Below are 19,994 nucleotides of genomic sequence, written 5' to 3' on the forward strand. Positions count from 1 at the left end.
GGCCTGACCCGACCATCCATGCCGCCGGCTGGTGGATCCTCGGGTCGAGCCCGAGGATGACGGAGGAGTAAGGGATCGCGACCCTGGAAAAGACCGGCGCCTCGAGCGCCGGTTTTTCGTCGGGGCGTTTCAGTTTTGGCCGAATCGGCTATGAAAGGCAGCATGTTCCCCTCGCTTCGCAAGCCCAGAAAGGCCCTGAAGACGCCGCCTCCGCCGGAGCGGCGGGAAATGGACGTCAACGGCAAGCGCCTGCCGCTCACCATAAGGCGGGATTTTCGCGCGACGCGGCTCACCCTGCGCATCGAGCCGGGCGGGCGGGCGCTGCGCATGACGGTGCCGGGCGGCATTGCCGAGCGCGAGATCCGCGATTTCCTCGATCGCCACCAGGGCTGGCTGATGACGAAGCTCGCCAGGTTCCGCACGACGAACGAGCTCATGGACGGCGGCTATGTGATGATCCGCGGCGTTTCCCATCGCATCGAGGCGACCGGCCGGCTGCGCGGCCTGACGGAGGCCCTGGTCATCGACGACGAGGCGGTGCTGCGTGTCGGCGGCATGGAGGAGAGCATTCCCCGCCGCATCTGCGATTTCCTGAAGAAGGAGGCCCGGCTGGAGCTGGAACGCCTCGTGGCCGTGCATGCCGGCCGCATCGGCAAGCGCGTGAAGTCGCTGACGCTGCGTGATACCCGCAGCCGCTGGGGGTCCTGCTCGGCGGATGGTGCGCTCAGCTTCTCCTGGCGCATCGCCATGGCGCCGCCCGGCGTGATCGATTATCTCGCCGCCCACGAGGTGGCGCATCTTAAGGAAATGAACCACAGCCCGGCCTTCTGGGCGCTGTGCGAGCAGCTTTGCCCGACGACTGCCGATGCCAAGCGCTGGCTGAAGCGCAACGGCAGCCTGCTGCATGCGGTCGATTTCGGCTGAAGCGGTTTTCGCCGGAAGGGCCGGTCAGCGGCCGCGATCGGCCAGCGCCTCGCGGATTTTCTTGTCCGTATTGTACTGCCCCAGCGCATAGACCGCCCAGATGGCCGCCGGCAGCCAGCCGATCAGCGTGATCTGCAGGATGAGGCAGATGATGCCGGCAATCGGCCGCCCGATGGTGAAGAACACGAGAAAGGGCAGAAGGATGGCGATGATGAGCCGCATGGGGAACCTCCAGACTACAGTTCCCCTCCATATGGGCTCGTTCGAAGCGGGCGCAAGGGTGGCGCTTCCCGAGGCCTGGATGCCGTCTTTCGGCTCGACTCTTCCGGTGATTCGTGCGACTGCCTGCGCCCATGAAACGTGAAACGCCACTCGACATCAAAATCTGCGGGCTGAAGACCGAAGAGGCCGTCGACAGGGCCGTGGCGCTCGGCGCCACCCATATCGGCTTCATCTTCTTTCCCAAGAGCCCGCGCAACATCGAGCCGTCCGACGCCGGGCGCCTCGCGGATCGGGTGCGCGGCCGGGTGAAGATCGTCGCCGTCACGGTGAATGCCGACAATGACGACCTCGACGAGATCGTCGACCAGCTCTCGCCGGACATCCTTCAACTGCACGGCAGCGAAAGCCCGGAGCGCGTGCTGAACGTCAAGGCCGTCTACGGCCTGCCCGTCATGAAGGCCTTTTCGGTGCGCGAGGCGGGCGATCTGAAGAAGATCGATCCCTATATCGGCATCGCCGACCGGTTCCTCTTCGATGCCAAGCCCCCGGCGGGCTCCGAGCTTCCGGGCGGCAACGGCGTCTCCTTCGACTGGACGCTCATGCATTTGCTTGACGGAAGCGTCGATTACATGCTTTCCGGTGGGTTGAACAAGGATAACCTCGCCGAGGCCGTAAGGCTGACCGGCGCGCCGGGCATCGACGCCAGTTCCGGGGTCGAGAGCGCCCCGGGCGTCAAGGACCTCGGCCTGATGGACGCATTTTTTGAAGCGGCACGGGAAGCGGAACGCCAGACCGCCGCAGGGAGAGGCAAGTGAACCAGTCACCCAACCTGAATTCGTACCGCGAGGGTCCGGACGAGGACGGCCGTTTCGGCATTTTCGGCGGTCGTTTCGTCGCCGAAACCCTGATGCCGCTGATCCTCGATCTTCAGGATGAGTGGAACAAGGCCAAGACCGATCCGGCCTTCCAGGCGGAGCTGAAGCAACTCGGCGCGCATTATATCGGCCGACCGAGCCCGCTCTATTATGCCGAGCGCCTGACGCAGCATCTCGGCGGCGCGAAGATCTACTTCAAGCGCGAGGAGCTGAACCACACCGGCTCGCACAAGATCAACAACTGCATCGGCCAGATCCTTCTCGCCAAGCGCATGGGCAAGACGCGCATCATCGCGGAAACCGGCGCCGGCCAGCATGGCGTGGCCTCGGCCACCGTCGCCGCGCGCTTCGGCTTCCCCTGCGTCGTCTACATGGGCGCGACGGATGTCGAGCGCCAGGCGCCCAATGTCTTCCGCATGAAGCTGCTCGGTGCCGAGGTTCGCCCGGTCACCGCCGGCCACGGCACGCTGAAGGACGCCATGAACGAGGCGCTGCGCGACTGGGTCACCAATGTCGAGGACACCTATTACCTGATCGGCACCGCCGCCGGCCCGCATCCCTATCCGGAGCTGGTGCGCGACTTCCAGGCCGTGATCGGCACGGAAGCCCGCGAGCAGCTGCTGGAAGCCGAAGGCCGCCTGCCGGACATGGTGGTTGCGGCCGTCGGCGGCGGCTCCAATGCCATCGGCATCTTCCACCCCTTCCTCGACGACGCGAACGTCCGGATCGTCGGCGTCGAAGCGGGCGGCAAGGGGCTCGACGGCGACGAGCACTGTGCCTCGCTCACTGCCGGCTCGCCGGGCGTGCTGCACGGCAACCGCACCTATCTGCTGCAGGATGCCGACGGCCAGATCAAGGAAGGCCATTCGATCTCCGCCGGCCTCGACTATCCCGGCATCGGCCCGGAGCATGCCTGGCTGCACCAGACCGGCCGCGCCGAATATGTGCCGATCATGGACGATGAGGCGCTGGAAGCCTTCCAGCTCCTTACCCGGCTTGAAGGCATCATCCCGGCGCTGGAGCCGAGCCATGCCGTCGCCGAGGTGATCAAGCGGGCGCCCAAGATGGGCAAGGACCAGATCATCCTGATGAACCTCTCCGGCCGCGGCGACAAGGATATCTTCACCGTCGGCAAAATCCTCGGCATGGAGCTCTAAGATGACCGCACGCATGGACAAACGCTTCGCGGATCTCGCCGCCGAAGGCCGCCCGGCCCTCGTCACCTATTTCATGGGCGGCGATCCGGATTATGCCAGTTCGCTGGAGATCATGAAGGCGCTGCCGAAGGCCGGCTCCGACGTCATCGAGCTCGGCATGCCCTTCTCCGACCCGATGGCCGACGGCCCGGCCATCCAGCTGGCCGGCCAGCGCGCGCTGAAGGGCGGCCAGACGCTGGCCAAGACGCTGCAGATGGCCCGCGATTTCCGCAAGGGCGACGATGCGACGCCGATCGTGCTGATGGGCTATTACAACCCGATCTACATCTACGGCGTCGAGCGCTTCCTCGACGAGGCGCTGGAGGCCGGTATCGACGGCCTCATCGTCGTCGACCTGCCGCCGGAAATGGACGACGAGCTCTGCCTGCCGGCGCTCGCCAAGGGCATCAACTTCATTCGCCTCGCGACGCCGACGACGGACGAGAAGCGCCTGCCGGCCGTCCTGAGGAACACGTCCGGCTTCGTCTACTACGTCTCGATGAACGGCATCACCGGCTCGGCCCTGCCGGATCCTTCGCTGATCGGCGGTGCGGTCGGCCGCATCAAGGCGCATACCAAGCTGCCGGTCTGCGTCGGCTTCGGCGTCAAGACGGCGGAGCATGCCCGCGCCATCGGCGCCTCGGCGGATGGCGTCGTCGTCGGCACGGCGATCGTCAACCAGATCGCCTCCAGCCTCACCGCGGACGGCACGGCGAGCGCCGCCACCGTCGCCGGCGTCGAGACGCTGGTGATGAGCCTCGCCTCGGGCGTGCGCGGCGCGCGCCTTGCGGCGGCGGAGTAAAGTTCCCACATGGGAGCTACCATTATAACGGGAGTCTAGACCGTGAACTGGATCACGAATTACGTTCGGCCGAAGATCAACTCGATGCTCGGCCGCCCCAACCGGGATGTTCCCGAAAATCTCTGGATCAAGTGCCCGGAAACCGGCGAGATGGTGTTCCACCGCGATCTCGAGGAGAACAAGTGGGTCATTCCCGCCTCCGGCTACCATATGAAGATGCCGGCCAAGGCCCGCCTCAAGGACCTCTTCGACGACGGCGTCTATGAGGCCCTGCAGCAGCCGAAGGTCGCGCAGGACCCGCTGAAGTTCCGCGATTCGAAGAAATATACCGACCGCCTGAAGGACAGCCGCGCCAAGACCGACCTCGAGGACACGATCGTCGCCGGCGTCGGCAGGATGCGCGGTGTCAAGATCGTCGCCGTCGTGCACGAGTTCAACTTCATGGGCGGTTCGCTCGGCATCGCCGCGGGCGAGGCCATCATCAAGGCCTTCGAACGGGCGATCGCCGAAAAGTGCCCGCTCGTCATGTTCCCCGCCTCGGGCGGCGCGCGCATGCAGGAAGGCATCCTCTCGCTGATGCAGCTGCCGCGCACCACGGTCGCCGTGGAAATGCTGAAGGAAGCCGGCCAGCCCTATATCGTCGTGCTCACCAACCCGACGACCGGCGGCGTGACGGCCTCCTACGCCATGCTGGGCGACATCCACCTTGCCGAGCCGGGTGCCGAGATCTGCTTTGCCGGCAAGCGCGTCATCGAGCAGACGATCCGCGAAAAGCTGCCCGAAGGCTTCCAGACCTCGGAATACCTCCTGGAGCACGGCATGGTCGACCTCGTCGTCAAGCGCCATGACATTCCCGATACGCTCGCCCGCCTTCTGAAGATCCTCACGAAGAAGCCGGCAACCGCGTCCGTCACCAATGACGCGGTCGCCATCGCGGCCCAGTAGGCCGGACCGGCGGAGGGCGGCATGACCATGGTAACGGCCAGCGAAGCGGCAGCGGAGATCGAGAAGCTTCTCGGTCTCCATCCCAAGGGGTTCGATCTTTCGCTGGACCGCATCACGCGGCTGCTTGCCGCGCTCGGCGATCCGCACCTGAAACTGCCGCCGGTCATCCATGTAGCCGGCACCAACGGCAAGGGCTCCGTCACGGCTTTCTGCCGCGCGATCCTGGAGGCCGAGGGCCTCGGCGTCCACGTCCACACCTCCCCCCATCTCGTCAACTGGCACGAGCGCTATCGTCTCGCCGTCAAGGGCGAGCGCGGTGCATTAGTTGATGATGCCGTGCTGGCCGATGCGGTGCGCCGCGTGGCGGAGGCCAATGGCGGCGAGAAGATCACCGTCTTCGAAATCCTGACCGCCGTCACCTTCCTGCTCTTCTCCGAACATCCGGCCGACGTGGCGATCATCGAGGTCGGCCTCGGCGGCCGTTTCGACGCGACGAACGTCATCCCGCGCCCGGCCGTTTCCGTCATCATGCCGATCTCGCTCGACCATCAGGCCTATCTCGGCGACCGCGTCGAGCTGATCGCGGCGGAAAAGGCCGGCATCATGAAGCGCGGCGCGCCGGTCGTCATCGGCTACCAGTCGGAAGAGGCTGCCCGCGACGTGCTGGTCGAGACCGCCGAGCGGCTCGGCTGCCCGCATGCCGTCTACGGCCAGGATTTCATGGCCCATGAGGAATTCGGCCGGCTCGTCTACCAGGACGAATTCGGCCTTGCCGACCTGCCGCTGCCGCGCCTGCCCGGCCGCCATCAATATGCCAATGCCGCCGCGGCGATCCGCGCCGTCAAGGCCGCCGGCTTTGCCGTTTCCGAACGGGCGCTGGAGCAGGGCCTTGCCCGCGTCGAATGGCCGGGCCGCCTGCAACGGCTGACGGACGGCGCGCTCCTGCGGCTTGCCCCGCGCGGCAGCGAGATCTGGGTCGATGGCGGGCACAATCCCGGTGCCGGCCAGGTCATCGCCGAGACCATGGCGAATTTCGAGGAGCGCGAGCCGCGTCCGCTCTTCCTCGTCACCGGCATGATCAACACCAAGGATCCGGTCGGCTATTTCGAGCCCTTCGGCGGCCTCGCCGAACGGGTCTTCACCGTGCCGATCCGCGGCTCCGATGCCGGTCTCGATCCCGTGGCGCTTGCCGATGACGCGGCACGCGCCGGCCTGGAGGCCCAGCCGCTGTCGACCGTTGCCGATGCGCTCGCCGAAATCGCCCGCATCACCGAGGAGGACGAGGTGCCGCCGCGCATCCTGATCGGCGGTTCGCTCTATCTCGTCGGCGACGTTCTCGCCGACAACGGCACGCCCCCAACCTGAGCATAAAAAAGCCCGGCCGAAGCCGGGCTTGATCGGGTCAAATCGCGCGGCCGGTCAGGCGGCGCTGGAGATCCAGCTCGAAAGGGCCGTCTTCGGCGCGGCGCCGACCTTGATGTCGGCAACTTCGCCGCCCTTGAACATGGCGAGCGTCGGAATGGAGCGCACGCCGTACTGGGCGGCCAGTTCCGGATTCTCGTCGATGTTCAGCTTGGCGACCTTCACCTTGCCGGCGAGTTCCGTCGAGATTTCCTCGAGCGCGGGGGCGATCATCTTGCACGGGCCGCACCATTCAGCCCAGAAATCGACAATGACCGGCTCTGCGGAATTGAGAACTTCAGCCTGGAAGTTGGACTGGTCGACTTTTACGGTAGCCATGAGGCTCTCCTTGGATGGTGATCGTTGTACCCAATGTGATGCAGGTGCGGGCCGCTTTCAAGGCCCGGCACCGCTCCGTCGGCGCCCCGCGGGGCGATCGGCCGTCCCGTCCGGTATCTCACTTCGAGGCGAGTTCGGCAAGGCTCGCCTCCATCAGGCCGGCGTCCAGCCAATAGGTTTTTGCCGCTTCCGTGTAGATCAGCCCGCAGCGGATTTCCCGTTGCGGATAGAGCGGCGCGAGGATCGCGCGGTAGATCGCAAGCTGTGCCCGGTGCTCGAAGGGAATGTCGGCTAGCATGGCCGGCGGCACGCGGTTCGTCTTGAAATCGACGATCTCGACAGCCGCATCGGTGATCGCCATGCGGTCGATACGGCCGGAGACCGCATAGTCCCGGCTGCCGAGCGTCAGCGTGCCCATGATCGACACTTCCGCCCGGGCCGCGGGCGAAAAGATCGCGGCGAGGTCCCCGTCGCCGATCACCGCGAGCGCCGCCTCGACCAGCGAGGCCCGTGCGCTTTCCGGCCAGTGGGCAGCTGCCCGTTCGAGATAACGCCGCGCCGCCGCCGGCCGTTCCGCGGCATTAAAGGCGGGCAGGACCTGGAGGAAACGGTGCAGGATGCGTCCCCGCTCCATGGCAAGGCCGGCGCCGGGAACGCCGCCCTTCCGGCCGAAGAGCGCCGAGGGCACCAGGAGGTCCGCCGCATCCGTCTCGATCACCGCCGCTGCGCCCGAGGGGCTGAGCGGCCGGGGCAGCGATTTCTGCGGCGGCAGCGGCCGGCCCAGCGCCTCGGGAAGCGTGACGGTCGCCTTCTCCTCGGCAGGGGCCGTGGTGACCGCCTCCAAGGTCGCCGCCCCGGCCTCGAGCCAGGCAAATCCCGGCCAGCTCTCGCCCGCCGTCGAGAAGGTCCTTTCCACGCATCGCGCGCCATCGGCAGAAAGCGCCGCCGTGATCATCTGATGCCAGGTGTCCTTGTTCTCCAGCCGGCCGCGATAGCCGCAGACGACGAGGCGGTCTGCCGCACGCGTCATCGCCACGTAGAGCAGGCGGCGGTATTCCTCTTCCGCGCCGGCCTTGATGCGCTCCGCATCGGCCGCCGTCAGCGCGTTGCCGAGGTCCTTGAGCGGCAGCCAGGCCGGGAGGCCGCCGGCAAGGCCGGGCGCTGTTAGGAAGCGCAGATGCGGCATGTGGCTGGGGCTGAAGGGTTTCGCCCCGCCGTCGACGAGAAAGACGACCGGCGCCTCCAGGCCCTTGGCGGCATGCACCGTCATGATGCGGATCTCGCCGCGCGCCTTGTCCTGCTCGCGCTTGACGGTCGGGGCTTCGAGCTCCAGCGTGGAGACGAAGGCCTGCAGGCCCGGCAGGCCGTTCTCCTCCTGCTCCAGCGCGAATGTCAAGAACTCGTCGATGATCTCGCCGGCTTCCGTCCCGAGCCGGGCGAGGAAGGCCCGCCGCCCGCCGCCGGCACCCAGGATGCGCGCATAGAAATCGTGCACGGCCTGGCCCCGCGCATCGCGCAGCATCTCCCTCAGCCGCCGCACGATGCCGGCCAGCGCCGCGTCCTCTTCCGCCGCCGCGACAAGCCGCGGCCAGAGCCCCTGTTTTTCGCCGCGCCGCGTCGCCAGCGCGAACAGTGCCTCCTCATCGAGGTTGAACAGCGGGCTCTTTAGCAGCGCGGCCAGCGAAAGGTCATCCTCCGGCAGCACGGCGAAGCGGCCGAGCGCCATCAGGTCCTGCATGGCGATGTGCTTCGTCAGCACCAGCCGGTCGGCGCCGGCGACGGGCAAGTTGTGCCGTTGCTTCAGCGTGCGCGTCAGCGCATTGACGAAGGCATCGCGCTTGCGCACCAGAACGATGACGTCGCCGGCCGCCATCGGCCGTGTCTTGCCCTTTTCCGTCACCGTCTCCCGGCCGATCCAGGCTGCGAGCGTATCGGCGATGCGCCGGGCCAGCACGTTGATCGGCGCCTCCTCGGCCACCGCGTCGAAGGGCGCCGTCCAGTCCTCCTCGTCGAGCCCCGGCGGGGCGGCGATCACCTCCCAGATATCGACCGCGCCCGGCTCGCGCCCGCGGTTGGAGGCGTGCACGATCTCGCTGCCGTCCGGCGTCAGGCCGCGCGCATTGGCGGGGTCGAGAAAGACCTGGTCGACGGCCGAGAGCACCTCGCGCGTCGAGCGGAAGGAAAGCAGCAGCCGGATGGGGCTGAAGGCGGCTTTCGCCGCCTGCGTGCGGCGAAGAACCGCGCGGCCCTCCTCGGCGAAACGCTCCGGCCGGGCGCCCTGGAAGGAATAGATCGACTGCTTCTCGTCGCCGACGGCGAAGATCGTGCGCTCCCGGTCCCGCGCCGTTTCGCCGGCGAAGAAATCGTCCGTCAGCGATTTGACGATCTGCCATTGTCGCGGGCTGGTGTCCTGCGCCTCGTCGACGAGGATGTGGTCGATGCCCTGGTCGAGCTTGTAATGCACCCAGGCGCTCACCCGCTCGCGCGTGAGCAGCCGCGCGGTGCGGTCGATCAGGTCGTCGAAGTCGAGCAGGCTGCGTGCGCGCTTCAGGTCCTCGTAGTCGCCGATCAGCCGTTCGGCGATGATAAGCGCCGCGTGCGTCGCCTCGTACATGCGGAACCGCCGCAGCCGGTCGTCGCCGGCGATCACATGCGCCTGGGCGGCCAGAAGCGCGGCTTCGAGGTGGGGCGCACTGTCGCGAACCTTCTTCGACAGGAACGACCGGTCGAGGCTGCGCGGCGCGCCGGCACCGGTGAAGAAGAGATCGTGCAGCGCGGCGCGCCGGTCCTCGGCATCGGCCAGCCGGGCCACGCCGCGCAGGCCCGCGGCGGTGGCCTTGACCGTGTCGCTGCCGAGGCTCTCCGCCGCCGCGAGATAGGAATCGAGCACCGCGCCCTGCAAACCGTCGAGCGGCCAGAAGGCGGCGAGGATGTCGTCGGCCGTCTCGTGCGGGTCGAGCCCGGTTTCCCGGCGCAGGACGGCATCCACGCCGCCCGCCTTCGCGGCGCCGTCCAGGAAGTCGCGGATCGGTCCGCGGCTCGCCACGATATCGGCGATCAGCCGCTCCAGCCCGGTGTCGTCGGCGATGTCGAGCACGGTGGCGAAGGCGGCGGCGAGCGTGCTGTCGTCCTCGTTCGTCGTCGCCGTCAGGAGCGTGCGGCGCGCATCGGCGAGCAGCACGGCGGCGGCCCGGTCGTCGAGCACGGAGAAGTGGCCGGCGACATTGGCTTCCAGCGGAAACTGGTGCAGCAGCGCCTCGCAGAAGGCGTGGATCGTCTGGATCTTCAGCCCGCCCGGTGTTTCGAGCGCGCGCGCGAAGAGCCGGCGCGCCTCGGCGAGCTTGAACAGATCCGGTTCCCGGCCCTCGATCGCCGCCACGCGCTCGGTCAGTGCTTCGTCGGAGAGCGTCGCCCATTCGGCCAGCCGCTCGAAGACGCGGTTCGACATCTCGGAAGCCGCGGCCTTGGTATAGGTGAGGCAAAGGATGGCGGAGGGCCGGCAGCCGGCGAGAAGCAGGCGGATCACGCGCTGCGTCAGCACATGGGTCTTGCCCGAGCCCGCATTGGCCGAAACCCAGGCCGAGCGCGCGGGATCTGAGGCCGCCGCCTGTTTCTGCGTGGTCCAGCTCAGCCAGGCGGCGGGCTCGGCGGAGGCGGGCCGATCGTCCTCAAGCATCCTCGCCCTCCCCGTTGCTTTCCGCCGAGGACCATTCGGCGACGCGCGCCAGATGGTCGTATTCCCCGCCATAGTCCCGTTCCTGCTCGGGAATGAGCCGGGAGGCAAAGCCGTAGCGCCCCTCGATGAGGCCCGTCAGCAGCTTTTCCAGCTCCGTCAGGGCTTCCTCGGCAAGCTCGACGGCGGATTTCGGCGTGACATTCGCCGATTTGGCATGCTCGTTGTTCACCTGTTCGGCCTTGAACCGTTCGCCGGGTTTGAGGCGCACATAGAGAAGGTTCGCCGGCTCGCGAAGCCCCGGCCCGCGGAAGGCGCCGCGCCGGATCGCCGCCGCCTCCAGCGCGAGCTGCGGATCGAGCAGCGCCCGCGCCACCTTCAGCGATGGCGTGCTGCCGGTCTTGTAGTCGAGAAGGTCGGCGCTGCCGTCCGGCAGGATGTCGATGCGGTCGGCGATGCCGGTCAGGCGGATGCCGCCGACCGAAAGGTCGAGCGAGGCCGGCACCTCCGTCAGGCTCTCGCGCACGCCGCCCGCCCGCTCCAGGTGCCAGTGGACGAAGGCGCGGGCGACGGCGGCAAAGCGCGGCCGCCAGACGGCGTCGATATGCGGAGGCAGGGCGACGGCGTCGAATTCTTCCGCAAGGATGCGGCCGATGAGGGTAAAGGGCTCGCCGCTCGCCTCTTCGCGCACGAAGCGGTCGACGATGCGATGGTAGAGCGAGCCGCGCTCGGCCGGCCCCGGATCGAGATTGAAGGGCGCGATCGGATCGAGGCGCAGGATATGGCGGGCATAGATCGCATAGGGATCGCGCCGAAGGCGCCCGACCTCGCTGAAGGAGTATTTCCTCGGCTGCAGCTCGGCCGGCGGATGCGGCGCCGGGCGCCGGGCATTCGGCACGGGCGGGCTGCGGTCGATCGCGTTCGCCCAGTCGATGAGGCTTTTTCCGCGCGCCTTGAGGTCGGCGGCAAGGGTGGGGCCGCCGACGGCGATGAGCCGCTGCAGCCAGCGCGAGGCGACGGTCGGCGCGGTGCCGTTGCGCAGCGCCCGCGTCAGCACCAGTTTCGGCGCGGCCGCGGCCATCTGCAGGTCGTGGCCGAGCTGGCCGATGCGCCGCTCCGGCGGCTCCAGGCCGATCTCCACCTTCATGACGCGCGACAGGAAGGCGTCGTTCGCCGCCTGCCCCGGCCAGGTGCCTTCGTTGAGCCCGCCGATCACCACGGTGTCGACGCTCTGCAGGCGCGATTCGAGCGCGCCGAAGATGAAGACACGGGGATGGCGCATGGAGCGCGGCTTGACGCTTTCGCTGGCCGCCAGGGCCTCGATGATGTCGCACCATTGCGGCCCGTCGGCCTCGATCTGCCCATCCGTCTCGATTACGCTCTTGAAGAGGTTCGCCAGGCTGTCGCCCGCCTCGCCGGACCAGAGGGCGGCAAGGTTGCCGTGCTCGTCCACCGCCACCGCCTCGAGCGCGCGTCCCGTCCGTTCCGACCAGTCGGAGACCGCAAGCTTCGAGGAAAAGCGCCGGCCCGTGCGGCTTTCCTGCACGAGCGCGCCGGCAAGCGGCTCGACGGCTTCTGCGATACGGCGGGCGAGGTCGCGGGCAAGCGGGATTGCGGCCTCGGAAAGCGCCGTGCGCCATTCCGGCGGGTGGCGGTCCTGCGCCTGCCGGGCAAGGGCGGCCTCGAGCAGCGGTTCGAGCGTGGAAATGTCGATCTCGGCCGTGCCGCCGCGCAGCGCCGTCAGCTCCAGCGCCGTGACGGCCTCGGCAAGGTCCGCCACGGGCAGGCCGAAGCGGGCGAGCGGGTGTTTCAGCAGCGCGACGAGCGGCACCGGGTCGCCCGGCCGCAGCGCCGCCTCGGTGAGGAGCCGCAGGAGCGTGCCCTGCGGCGTGGAGAGCAGGGGCGTGCCGGCCGAATCGTCCGCCTCGATGCCGAAGCGGGCAAGCTCCGCCGCCACGCGCCGGCCGAGCTTGCGGTCGGGCGTGATCAGCGCCGCCTGGGCGTCCTCGCCATCCTCCAGCGCCAGGCGCAGCGCGATGGCGATCGCCACCGCTTCTTCCCGCTCGTTGGCCGCCTCGACGAGCGACACGGCCTCGAAGGCCTCGGCCAGGCGGCCAGTATCGAGCGCGCCGCGAACCTCGCCCCAGCCGGCCGTCGCCTGCGTCGGCAGGAAGGCGCTGGAGAGGACCTGCGAGCGATATTCAAGCGCTTCGGGCGGCGTGCCGAGCAATTCGACATCCGCGCGCGTGCAGCCCATGCGGGCAAGCAGGCGGTGGAGGCCGTATTGCGGATGGCTGCGGGCGGCGGCATCGGGCTTCGGGGCGTCGCCGCCGCCGGCCTGGTGGCCGAGGAGCAGCCATTCGGCATCCGACATGAAGCGATCGAGCCCCGGCAGGATGACGACGCCGTTCGGCAGGTCCGCCACGGCCGCGATCAGGCCGGCGGTCGCGGGAATGGAGCCGGTCGAGCCGGCGATGATGACGGGGCCGGCGGGCGGCGTGGCGCGGTAGCGTTCCGTCTCGGCATGCAGCGTCGCGTTGCGCCGCAGCGACGGGGAGGAGCGGTTGAGCTCCGTCAGCCGCGCCGGCCAGAATTCGCTGGCGATCTTTAAAAATTCGGCGGTGAGCTGCCACCAGAGCGCATGGTTGGAGACGTCGAGATTGTCGAGCGCCAGCCAGTCGAGCTCTTCCGTCTCCATCGCGTCGATGATCTCTGCGAGGTTGCGGGCAAGCCAGACGGCATCGGCGGGGCTCGCGGGCGCGACGAGCGGGCTTTCCGCATGCACGGAGGTGACGGCCGCGGGCAGCTGGTTGCGCCAGGCGAGCACGAGGCGGGCGAGTTCGAGAAGGCGCGCTGGGCCGGACAGCGGCTCGGCCATGTCGAGCAGCGCCGGCGCCGCCTCGTCGAAGAAGCCGCTGTCGTCGTCCGTCTCGCCGAGCGCGCGGATGACCGGCAGGATGGCCGAGCGCCCGCCGAAGAGATCGACGAATTCCGAGCGCAGCACGCGGGCCGAGCGACGGGTCGGCACATAGATCGTGACATCGGCCAGCGCCAGCGGGTCGGCGGGATCATAGGTGAAGCCGGGCACGAGCCGGCCGTCGACAAGGCTCTGGGCGGTCGTCCTCAAGAAAGGCAGGCTCGCCGGGATGGAATAGATGCGCCCGCGCGCGCGCGTCACGCCGCCGCCTCGCGCGCCGCGCCGATGACGGCTTCCGCCGCGCCGATCGCCTCCGGCGTGCCGACGGTGATCCAGTGGCCGTCCATCACGATGCCGTAGAGGCGGCCGTTTTCAATCGCCCGGTCGAAATAGATGTTGAGGTTGAAGGCGTCCTCGGGCGCGTCGTCGAAGAGGGCCGGCATCATGGCGATGGCGCCGGCATAGACGAAGGGTGTTCCGTCGCCCTCCCGGTAGCGCGCCAGCCGCCCGTCGGCGTCCATCGAGAAATCCTTCTTGCCGTTGTGGCCGGTCGTGTCCTCCAGCTTCACGCAGAGCAGCAGCATGTCCATGCGCTGGGGGTCGAAGGCCTCCGCCAACCGTTCGAGATTGCTCGGCTCGCCGGGCTTCTCGCCGATCCAGAAGAGGTCGGCATTCATCACGAAGACGGGATCGCGGCCAAGCAGTTTCAGGCCCTTGGCCAGCCCGCCGCCGGAATTCATCAGGCGCTCCGTCTCGTCGGAGAGGATGATCTGCGGCACCGCGCGGCCGGCAAGATGCGCGATCATCTGGTCGGCGAAATGGTGCACGTTGACGACCGCGCGCTTGACGCCGGCCTCCGCCAGCGCATCGAGCCCGTAGTCGATCATCGCCTTGCCGGCGACCGGCACCAGGGGCTTGGGCATCGTGTCGGTGATGGGGCGCAGGCGGGTGCCGAGGCCGGCGGCCAGCACCATGGCGTCTTCGATCTTCATCGGCTGCTCGCGATCATGATTCGGTCGCGAGGATTCCAGCCTTTTCGCACCACTCGCGCAAGGGGGCGAGGTCGGGATGGGCGAGCGCCCGTTCCAGATTGCGCAGGGTACGCGGCATGTGGCGCATATAGGCCGGCTTGCCGTCGCGCTGCATCAGCCGCACCCAGAGGCCGACGAGCTTGCAGTTGCGCTGCGCAGCCATGACGTGCCAGTCGCGCAGGAAACGGTCCCGGTTAAAGCCGGGCTCCGCAGTCCGCAGCGACAGGTAATGGTCGAGCACGCTTTCCGCCACGCCCTCCGGCATGTCGACGCGCGCATCCTGCACCAGCGAGGCGACGTCATAGGCCGAGGGGCCGATCATCGCATCCTGGAAATCGATGATGCCGACCCGGTCGGTGCCGGTCGCTTCCGGCCGCCAGATGATGTTCGGCGAGTGGAAGTCGCGCAGCAGCAGATTGTGCTCGGCGGCGGCAAGGCTGTCGATCAGCCCGTCCCACAGGGCGACATAGCCGCGGCGCTCGTCCTCGCTTGCCGGCGTGCCGCGCCTGTAGGGCAGGTACCAGTCGGTGAGAAGGCTCACCTCGATCTGCATGGCGTCGCGGTCGAAATCCGGCACGCGGTGCACGATGTCGCCGGCGACGGGAAGGTCCCGCTCAGCGGCCTCCCCGTGCAGATGCGCAAGGCAGGCGGCGCTTTCGCGGTAGCGCTCGGCGATCGGCACCCCGTTTTCGTCGAGCACGCCTGCGCTGCCGAGGTCCTCGATCAGGAGGATGCCCTCGTCGATATCCATTGCGTGGATGGCCGGGGCGCGCAGGCCGCGGGCGACGAGATAGCGGCCGACGGCGATGAAGGGTTTCACGTCCTCGGCGATATGGGCGATCTGCTGGTAATATTTGCCATGGGCAAGGATCGGCCCCGGCGCGTGGCGCGGCGAATCCATCAGCACCAAACGCGCGCCGCCGGCATCGACATGCTCATAGGCACGCACCGAGGCGTCGCCCGTCAGGTGGCGGCGCACCGCATTTCGGTAGCCGGCTTCGTCGAGAAAGGCGCGGATCGCCAGCGAGCGGCGAATGCGCGCCAGCGCCGGTGCCGGGGCGTCGATGGTGACGCGCCGCCCGTCCCCCTCATGCAGGAAGGTGAGCGTGATGCCGTCCGCCGGCAGCGCGCCAAAACCCTTTTCCGGCCATTCGACGAGGCAGATGCCGTCGGAGAGCGCTTCGTCGAAGCCGAGTTCGTCGATCTCCGCGGCATCGGCGATGCGGTAGAGGTCGAAATGGGCGACGGGGATGCGCAGGTCGTAGCTCTGCACCAGCGTGAAGGTCGGGCTCGGCACTTCGAGATCGACGTCGTCGGCGATCGCCCGGATCAGCGCGCGGGAAAAGGTCGATTTGCCGGCGCCGAGATCGCCCGACAGCGCGACATAGTCGCCGCGCTTCAGGCCGAGCGCCATGTCCTCGCCGAAGCGGATGGTCGCGGCTTCGTCGGGAAGGAAGAGGTCGAGCGCCATCCGGGCCTATTCCGCCGCGGCGAAGGAGGTCATCGTCGCAGACGGGATGCGGCAGGTGACATCCGTGCCGCGCCCCTCGCGGCTGTCGATGGTGACGGTGCCGTGGTGCAGGCTGACGAAGCTCTCGACGATCGAGAGGCCGAGGCCCGCGCCGCCGCGCTGGCCGTGGCTTTCGAAGCGATCGAACACCGTCTTCAGCACGTCCTGCGGAATGCCCGGCCCGCGGTCGGAAACAGTGAAGACGAGATCGGCGCCTTCGCGCCAGCACTTGAGGCCGATCGAGCTGCCTTCCGGCGCGAAATTCGCGGCATTGCTCAAAAGCTTGATGAGGATCTGCTTGAGGCGCTGCTGGTCGGCGACGATGGTGCCGAGATTGTCGGGGGCGGTGATCTCGAGCGTCACCTGCGCCTCGTGCAGCCGGTCGGCGAACTGCATGGAGACGTCGTCGAGCAGGTCCGTCAGGTTGATCTCGCTGTAGTCGAGCTCCATGATGCCGGCATCGACGGTGGCAAGGTCGAGGATGTCGTTGACGATGGTCAGCAGCACCGCCGATGATGTCGCGATATGGTCGACATATTCGGCCTGCCGGTCGTTGAGCTCGCCCATGGTCGGCGTCTTCAGGAGATCGGCGAAACCGATGATGTTGGTCAGCGGCGAGCGCAGCTCGTAGGAGACGTGCTGGACGAAATCGTTCTTCAGCGCATCGGCCTTGCGCAGCGCCTCGTTCTTTTCGGTGAGGGCCCGGCTGACGCGCACGCTGTCGGTGATGTTGACGAAGGTCAGCATCGTCTGGGCGTTGGAAAGCGGGATGACGGCGAAGTCGAGCACCAGGCCGGTGCGCAGCTCCAGCACCCCCTGGCAGGAGGGGCGCTCGTCGTCGAAGCTGGTGATGATATGGGCGAAGCGTTTCCAGCCGTCCGGCTTGTCGTAGGACGGCGCGCAGGCCTGCTCGATGGCGCGGATATGGGTGCCGGATTTCGCCTCGGCCTCGCTGATGCCCCAGAGCGCGCGGAAGGCCGGGTTGGAGAGGCGGATGCGCCCGTCCGGGCTGAACACGGCGACGCCCTCGGCGAGGTGGTCGATCGTCTCGTCCTGCACCTGCACCAGCGTGTTGTAGCGCGTTTCGAGGTCGACCTTTTCCGTCAGGTTCTCGAAGACCCAGGTCGCGCCGCCCTGCGGGCGGGCGGTGGCGAAGACGCGCAGCGTCTGGCCGTTCGGCAGGTGCCAGAGGTCGGTCTGCGTGTCGATGGCGCGGTAGACGGAAAGCGCGTTGTCCTTCCACTGTTTCCAGTTGAGCTGTTCCGGCAGCTTTCCGCCGGCGCGAAGGCGGTCGAGCAGTTCGCCATTGCCGGGCTTGCCTTCGAGGAAGGCCGTGTCGATCTCCCACATGCGCTGGAAGGCCTGGTTGTAGAACTGCAGCCGCTGCTCGCCGTCGAAGATCGCGACGGGGGTCGCGAGATGATCGAGCGTCTCGGCATGGCTCTTCAGCGTGCGCACCAGTTCCTCGCGCACCGCCTCGATATCGGAGACATTGACGGCGATGCCGGCGGAACCCGTCGGGCTGCGCGCATCGACGACGTCGAAGAAGCTGCGGTTGCCGTGCACGACGGTGGAGATCTTGTCGCGGAACGGCGCGTCATAGGTGCTGGCGGCGCGGATTTTTTCGCGCGCGATGGTGGGGAGAAGCTCGCGGCCCTCGGTGACGGCGGCGGCGGCGTCCCTGGCCTCGACGGCCTCGGCATAGGCCTCGTTCACCCAGGCAAGCGAGCCGTCGGCGGCGCGCTGCCAGACGGGCAGGTCGATCTGGTCGAGCAGGCCCTGCAGCGTCGTGAGCGCCTGGACCAGCCGGTCGCGCTCCAGCCTCAGTTCGGCGGCTTCCGCGCGCAGATTGTTCAGCGCCACGAAGCGCACGAAGGCCTGGCCGCCGGAAACGCGGCCCTGCGCTTCCAGCACTTCCTCGCGGCTCGTTTCGAGGATCAGGTCGAAACTCTGCGCCTGCGAGCGCAGCCGTTCCACGGCGCGCTCGATCTCGGCGGCGGAGGTGGGCTTCAGCCAGCGGCCGAAGGCGAGGAAATCGCGATCGGCCTGCGGCGCGCCGGTCTCCGCCGGCAGCTGGCCCAGGAATTCCGGCTTCTCCGAAAGGCCGTCCCAGACGACGATGCGCCGGTCCTTGTCGCCGATCAGTGCCTGCAGGCGGGAAACGTTGTGGCGGGCGTCGGAAAGATGCGCCTTCAGTTCGCGGCTTTCCGCCTCCATGCGGCCGCGCTGGCGGATCATCCAGATCGCCGAGACCATCGCTGCCGACATCACGCCGAGCAGCATGGAAACGGTGACGATCTCCGTGGTGGCGAGATAGGGGCCGGCGGCGTGCGCCGGGCCGGCAAGGGCCGTCAGCGCCGAGCCGGCCGACAGTGCCGATACGAGACGACGCCTGCCGCCCGTAAACCATTCGTTAACCATAAATTTATTCTGCGCAAGCGAATGCGCCCTGTTCCGCTCCGGCACGGCAAAAGCCTGCCCGGAACGGCCTCGTTTTCTGTCCGCCATCATCCCCGGTATGTCTCCGTCCGTTTGCCGCCTGATCGACAAGACATCCCAATCCGGCGCGAAGGGTCCGCATCTGCACGCCGAATCAATGCTTTAAACGATACTTGTTTCCAGAATCGTCGGGAAGGGACGCGCCCAAAAAAGAAGCTGCGCGCCTTGTCAAGCGCGCAGCCCCTAGATGTTGTGGATAACCCGGGTAAGGATCAGTATCTGTAGTGTTCGGCCTTGAACGGACCCTGGGTCGTCACGCCGATATAGCCGGCCTGCTCATCGGAGAGTTCCGTCAGGCGCGCGCCGAGCTTGGCAAGGTGCAGGCGGGCGACCTTCTCGTCGAGCTGCTTCGGCAGCACGTAGACCTCGTTCTTGTAGATCTCGCCCTTGGTGAAGAGCTCGATCTGGGCGAGGACCTGGTTGGAGAAGGACGCGGACATCACGAAGGACGGGTGGCCGGTGGCGTTGCCGAGGTTCAAGAGGCGGCCTTCCGACAGAAGGATCATGCGGTTGCCCTTCGGGAACTCGATCATGTCGACCTGCGGCTTGATGTTGGTCCACTTGAGGTTCTTGAGCGAGGCGACCTGGATCTCGTTGTCGAAGTGGCCGATATTGCCGACGATCGCCATGTCCTTCATCTCGCGCATGTGCTCGAGGCGGATGACGTCCTTGTTGCCGGTGGTGGTGATGAAGATGTCGGCGGTGGAGACGACGTCTTCGAGCTGCACGACCTCGAAACCGTCCATGGCGGCCTGCAGAGCGCAGATCGGGTCGATTTCCGTCACCTTCACGCGCGCGCCGGCGCCACGCAGCGAGGCGGCGGAGCCCTTGCCCACGTCGCCATAGCCGCAGACCACGGCGACCTTGCCGGCCATCATGACGTCGGTGCCGCGGCGGATGCCGTCGACCAGCGATTCCTTGCAGCCGTACTTGTTGTCGAACTTCGACTTGGTGACCGAGTCGTTGACGTTGATCGCCGGGAAGGGCAGCAGGCCCTTCTGCTGGAGCTGGTAGAGACGGTTGACGCCGGTGGTGGTCTCTTCGGTCACGCCCCTGATGGCGTCGCGCTGCTTGGTGAACCAGCCCGGGGAGGCGGCGAGGCGCTTCTTGATCTGCGCGAAGAGGATTTCCTCTTCTTCCGAGCCGGGGTTGACCAGTACGTTCTCGCCGGCTTCGGCGCGCGCGCCGAGCAGGATGTACATGGTGGCGTCGCCGCCGTCGTCGAGGATCATGTTGGAGAAGCCGCCATCGGCCCACTGGAAGATCTTGTCGGTGTATTCCCAGTATTCGGTGAGCGTCTCACCCTTCACGGCATAGACCGGGATGCCGGCGGCGGCGATCGCGGCGGCGGCGTGGTCCTGCGTGGAGAAGATGTTGCACGAGGCCCAGCGCACGTCCGCGCCGAGCGCGACCAGCGTCTCGATGAGCACGGCGGTCTGGATCGTCATGTGCAGCGAGCCGGTGATGCGTGCGCCCTTCAGCGGCTTGGACGCACCGAATTCTTCGCGGCAGGCCATCAGGCCCGGCATTTCCGTTTCGGCGATCTGAATTTCCTTGCGGCCGAAATCGGCGAGCGCGATGTCGGCAACGTGGTAGTCCTGCGTGGTGGTCATGGGGTCTCCAGCCTTTTGGCACGTGCGTCGTGAAGATGCCTGCGCAC

General features: G+C 67.6%; 14 protein-coding genes. 6 read left to right on the forward strand and 8 right to left on the reverse strand.

What is annotated here, in order from left to right; translation table 11 throughout:
- Window positions 1-162 precede the first annotated feature (162 nt).
- Window positions 163-924 carry a M48 family metallopeptidase gene (locus WMC41_RS20725; RefSeq protein ID WP_288082245.1) on the forward strand — a complete coding sequence of 254 codons (762 nt, stop codon included), beginning with the start codon at window positions 163-165 and terminating at the stop codon, window positions 922-924.
- 24 nt (window positions 925-948) lie between these two features.
- On the opposite strand, the gene WMC41_RS20730 is transcribed toward WMC41_RS20725, so the two are convergent.
- Window positions 949-1,146 (reverse strand): YqaE/Pmp3 family membrane protein, encoded by a 198-nt coding sequence (locus WMC41_RS20730; protein WP_064331995.1) that lies wholly within the window; start codon window positions 1,144-1,146, stop codon window positions 949-951.
- Window positions 1,147-1,277: 131 nt separating this feature from the next.
- On the opposite strand from WMC41_RS20730, the gene WMC41_RS20735 reads away from it, so the two are divergent.
- From WMC41_RS20735 to WMC41_RS20755, 5 genes are read left to right on the forward strand one after another with little or no spacing between them, the layout of a single operon-like run.
- Window positions 1,278-1,961, forward strand: coding sequence for a phosphoribosylanthranilate isomerase (locus WMC41_RS20735; RefSeq protein WP_432346091.1), 684 nt, complete (start codon window positions 1,278-1,280; stop codon window positions 1,959-1,961).
- Entirely contained in the window at window positions 1,958-3,178 is a 1,221-nt protein-coding gene (gene trpB / locus WMC41_RS20740) for a tryptophan synthase subunit beta (RefSeq protein ID WP_432346093.1), read from the forward strand. The genes WMC41_RS20735 and trpB overlap by 4 nt, the downstream gene beginning before the upstream one ends.
- Before the next feature lies 1 nt (window position 3,179).
- Window positions 3,180-4,019 (forward strand): tryptophan synthase subunit alpha, encoded by an 840-nt coding sequence (gene trpA, locus WMC41_RS20745; protein WP_432346095.1) that lies wholly within the window; start codon window positions 3,180-3,182, stop codon window positions 4,017-4,019.
- 42 nt (window positions 4,020-4,061) lie between these two features.
- On the forward strand, window positions 4,062-4,964 hold the full coding sequence (gene accD, locus WMC41_RS20750; protein ID WP_244770781.1) for an acetyl-CoA carboxylase, carboxyltransferase subunit beta: 903 nt from the start codon (window positions 4,062-4,064) through the stop codon (window positions 4,962-4,964).
- A 21-nt stretch (window positions 4,965-4,985) separates the two neighbouring features.
- Window positions 4,986-6,329, forward strand: a complete 1,344-nt coding sequence (locus tag WMC41_RS20755; RefSeq protein WP_432346097.1) for a bifunctional folylpolyglutamate synthase/dihydrofolate synthase — start codon at window positions 4,986-4,988, stop codon at window positions 6,327-6,329.
- Between the two features lie 54 nt (window positions 6,330-6,383).
- Here WMC41_RS20755 and trxA read toward each other — a convergent pair whose 3' ends face one another.
- From trxA to ahcY, 7 genes are all read right to left on the reverse strand, one after another.
- Window positions 6,384-6,704, reverse strand: coding sequence for a thioredoxin (trxA, locus tag WMC41_RS20760; protein WP_023513835.1), 321 nt, complete (start codon window positions 6,702-6,704; stop codon window positions 6,384-6,386).
- Window positions 6,705-6,822: 118 nt separating this feature from the next.
- Window positions 6,823-10,380 (reverse strand): double-strand break repair helicase AddA, encoded by a 3,558-nt coding sequence (gene addA / locus WMC41_RS20765; RefSeq protein ID WP_432346100.1) that lies wholly within the window; start codon window positions 10,378-10,380, stop codon window positions 6,823-6,825.
- Entirely contained in the window at window positions 10,373-13,555 is a 3,183-nt protein-coding gene (gene addB / locus WMC41_RS20770; RefSeq protein WP_432346101.1) for a double-strand break repair protein AddB, read from the reverse strand. Before addB ends, addA begins: the two co-directional genes overlap by 8 nt.
- Window positions 13,552-14,286 (reverse strand): nucleotidyltransferase family protein, encoded by a 735-nt coding sequence (locus WMC41_RS20775; RefSeq protein ID WP_244770785.1) that lies wholly within the window; start codon window positions 14,284-14,286, stop codon window positions 13,552-13,554. The genes addB and WMC41_RS20775 overlap by 4 nt, the downstream gene beginning before the upstream one ends.
- Window positions 14,287-14,299: 13 nt before the next feature.
- A complete protein-coding gene (gene tsaE, locus WMC41_RS20780) occupies window positions 14,300-15,796 on the reverse strand; it encodes a tRNA (adenosine(37)-N6)-threonylcarbamoyltransferase complex ATPase subunit type 1 TsaE (RefSeq protein ID WP_432346104.1) in 1,497 nt (498 codons plus the stop codon).
- Between the two features lie 6 nt (window positions 15,797-15,802).
- On the reverse strand, window positions 15,803-18,256 hold the full coding sequence (locus WMC41_RS20785) for an ATP-binding protein (RefSeq protein ID WP_432346106.1): 2,454 nt from the start codon (window positions 18,254-18,256) through the stop codon (window positions 15,803-15,805).
- Window positions 18,257-18,546: 290 nt separating this feature from the next.
- Complete coding sequence (gene ahcY / locus WMC41_RS20790) at window positions 18,547-19,947, reverse strand: adenosylhomocysteinase (RefSeq protein WP_432346108.1); 1,401 nt, start codon at window positions 19,945-19,947, stop codon at window positions 18,547-18,549.
- Window positions 19,948-19,994: the final 47 nt, after the last annotated feature.

Origin of the sequence: Shinella yambaruensis, from assembly GCF_050859155.1 — a bacterium.
GTDB classification, from domain to species: Bacteria; Pseudomonadota; Alphaproteobacteria; order Rhizobiales; family Rhizobiaceae; genus Shinella; species Shinella yambaruensis.